Genomic DNA, 2,697 nt, shown 5'->3' with positions numbered 1-2,697 from the left:
GATTTTCCGCGGCGGGAAACACATCGTCTTTGCCTTTCCCAAAAAGCTTTTGGTGATCCACCTTCGCATGTCCGGAAGGCTTGCCTGGGATGAGGGGGAAAGTGTTCCCAAGCACACTCGGTTGATCTTGGAATTCCCTCATGGACGCGTGCTTTTCATCGATCCCAGGCGGCTGGGGACTGTCGAAGTTATGGAGGAATTTTCGGAGGAGCTCGGGCCCGATGCCCTGGGCGATCTTTCCTTCCTCGAAGAGGCTTTGAGGGAAAGCAAGGCCCCCATAAAAGTTTGGCTTTTGGACCAGCGGAACATCGCAGGGCTTGGGAACATTTATGCCGCGGAGGCCTTGTTTTTGGCGGGGATCGATCCGCGCCGGCCCGCCTCCTCCCTTGGGCCTGCGGAGATCGCCCGGCTGAAGCAAGCCATCCACCAAGTCCTGAACGAGGCCTTGGCGGCGATGGGGACCACCCTTTCCGACAACGCTTACCTCACCCCTGCCGGAGAAATCGGAGATTACCAGCCCCGCGTCTACGGGAAAGAAGGGCTTCCCTGCCCAACCTGCGGGACGCCCATCGAACGAGTAGAACTCGGCGGCCGGGGAACTTACTTCTGCCCCCGTTGCCAAAGATAAGCCGCGGGCTTAAACGCTGGTTTTGGGAGAACTGAGCGGTTTCAATTTTCGCCTTCACTCGTTTCCCTCGTAGATGACTATCCCATCGGCGATCATTTTCTCCACGGTTTCCCGCACCGCTTCATATTCCTGTTCGGTTGCTTATTCGGGTAAAAGGCAAATGCAGCGGCATCGCCGAATTGCCCAAGCTTTTTGCCTTTGTACTCTGCCCCAATGGCTTCACAGGAATCATCGATGACCCTGAGGTTATATTTCTCGGCGATTTGCAGGATCTCGTCCCATTCAGCCGGGTGGCCGAACACATCCACGACCATGATCGCCTTCGTATGAGGGGTTATCTTTCGTTCCAGATCCTTAGGATCGAGATTATAGGTTTCAGGTTCTATGTCCACGAAGACAGGCCTTGCTCCTTCGTACAAAACCACATTCGCGCTTGCCACAAAGGTGAAGGAAGGAACCAGCACTTCATCGCCAGGGCCTATGCCCAAAGCCTTGACAATCAAATGCAAAGCCGCTGTACCGGAACTGACCGCTACAGCGTGTTTCACCCCAATGTAATCTGCGATCAGCCCTTCAAACGCTTCTGTTTTTGGGCCCAAGGCCAAGCGCCCGGACCGAACCACCTCAGCCACCGCCTGGACATCCTCCTCAGAGATATCCGGGGCCGACATGGGAATGCGCTCCGTCATTTTTTCTCTCCTCCAATTGGTCGTGCAGGAACACCTACGGCGATAATCCTCGGCGGCAGATCCTCGATAACAACCGCACCAGCTCCCACCACGGCCCAGGCCCCTATATGCCGCCCGGGCAAACTTACTGACCCTATTCCCATGAGTACCCCCTCCTCTATCCTAACTTTTCCAGCTAAGTGTACCCCAGGGGCCAAATGTGCGAAGTCTCCGATAACGCAATCATGGTCAACCGTAGCTCCCGTGTTGATGATCACATGTTCTCCGATCTCGGCATCCGGCTGTATTACTGCTCCGGCGAAGATCACCGTGCCCTGCCCTACGCGTACTGAAGGGTGAACATAGGCTTTAGGGTGGATGACGGCAAGCCACTCCCAGTTTTTGAATTCTTGGGCTATAGCTTTCCGGGTTCTGTTATCACCAATGGCGATAACACCTTTTTGAGGGGGCAATTGCCTGGCGACAGCCAAGGGGCCAATTACTTTAATCCCCAGAACTTCACCCCCTTCTTTGCTCGGATCGTCGTCAAAGATCCCATCAACCTGAACGCCAGCTGCTAAAAGGGTGCTAAGGACTACCTTTGCGTGTCCGCCCGCTCCGATGACGTAGACCCCCATCCCTTGCTTCCTTGGAACTTCGGCATTGTTTCATACCCTGGATGGCTTACGCCTTCTCCCCGGAGCACTTTCCACGCCGTGAGAAATAGGATTTTCATGTCCAAAAAGAACGACAGGTTGTTAACATACCAGACATCGAGGTTGAATTTCTCTTCCCAATCCAAGATGTTGCGGCCGCTCATGATGACCGGCCCAGCCATGCCGGGCTTCACCTCGTGGCGGCGTGCCTGCTCCGCAGTGTACAGGGGCAAATACTCCATAAGGAGCGGACGCGGGCCAACTAGGCTCATATCCCCTTTCAACACGTTCCAAAGCTCTGGGATCTCGTCTAACGAGAGCCGCCGCAAAAACCTTCCGAGCTTGGTCAGACGCCTTTCATCGGGGAGCAGATTGCCCTGTTCATCGCGCAGGTCGAGCATCGTGCGGAACTTGTAGAGAACGAAGGGCTTTCCGTATAGTCCCGGGCGTATCTGACGGAAGATAACCGGGGACCCCATGGTGAGGCGGATGGCAAGGGCTATCGCGATGGCCACTGGTAAAAGAAGCAGCAGGGCCACGCTAGCCAACGCGATATCCAAGAATCTCTTTCCATATCGCTCGTAAAAGGAACTAGTACCTTTCCTCATCGCGCTCACCATAAAATTGTAGCGCCTTTTGAATCACGAGGAATTATGAGGGTTGTACAGTTTCAACCAGAACCTTTTCCAACTTCTCGGCAAGTTTTCGGATGTCGTGGTGCTTCTCCACATACTCCAGCCCGCGG

Annotated in this window: 4 protein-coding genes; 1 reads left to right on the top strand and 3 read right to left on the bottom strand. The window is 54.8% G+C overall.

Annotation, left to right across the window (positions count from 1 at the left end; translation table 11 throughout):
* Nucleotides 1-628, top strand: a 628-nt coding sequence (locus ABJK56_RS17450) for a DNA-formamidopyrimidine glycosylase family protein (protein ID WP_347245960.1), incomplete at its 5' end; no start/stop codon positions are given.
* Nucleotides 629-720: 92 nt separating this feature from the next.
* Here ABJK56_RS17450 and ABJK56_RS17445 read toward each other — a convergent pair.
* From ABJK56_RS17445 to ABJK56_RS17435, 3 genes are read right to left on the bottom strand one after another with little or no spacing between them, the layout of a single operon-like run.
* The gene (locus ABJK56_RS17445) at nt 721-1,317 is read right to left on the bottom strand and encodes a DegT/DnrJ/EryC1/StrS family aminotransferase (RefSeq protein ID WP_347245959.1); all 597 of its coding nucleotides are present in this window, start codon (nt 1,315-1,317) and stop codon (nt 721-723) included.
* Complete coding sequence (locus tag ABJK56_RS17440) at nt 1,314-1,934, bottom strand: acetyltransferase (protein WP_347245958.1); 621 nt, start codon at nt 1,932-1,934, stop codon at nt 1,314-1,316. The genes ABJK56_RS17445 and ABJK56_RS17440 overlap by 4 nt, the downstream gene beginning before the upstream one ends.
* Nucleotides 1,892-2,560, bottom strand: coding sequence for a sugar transferase (locus ABJK56_RS17435; RefSeq protein ID WP_347245957.1), 669 nt, complete (start codon nt 2,558-2,560; stop codon nt 1,892-1,894). Before ABJK56_RS17435 ends, ABJK56_RS17440 begins: the two co-directional genes overlap by 43 nt.
* Between the last annotated feature and the right edge of the window lie 137 nt (nt 2,561-2,697).

The sequence above is a fragment of the Thermogutta sp. genome, from assembly GCF_039793925.1.
Classification (GTDB): domain Bacteria; phylum Planctomycetota; class Planctomycetia; order Pirellulales; family Thermoguttaceae; genus Thermogutta.
The sequence above is the reverse complement of the archived record's forward strand: the minus strand, read 5'-3'. Positions and strand labels throughout refer to the sequence as shown.

Bases quoted from the DNA above. Each gene is read 5' to 3' on its own strand.
- ABJK56_RS17445 (WP_347245959.1), bottom strand. From the start codon at position 1,317: ATGACGGAGCGCATTCCCATGTCGGCCCCGGATATCTCTGAGGAGGAT.
- ABJK56_RS17440 (WP_347245958.1), bottom strand. From the start codon at position 1,934: ATGGGGGTCTACGTCATCGGAGCGGGCGGACACGCAAAGGTAGTCCTT.
- ABJK56_RS17435 (WP_347245957.1), bottom strand. From the start codon at position 2,560: ATGAGGAAAGGTACTAGTTCCTTTTACGAGCGATATGGAAAGAGATTC.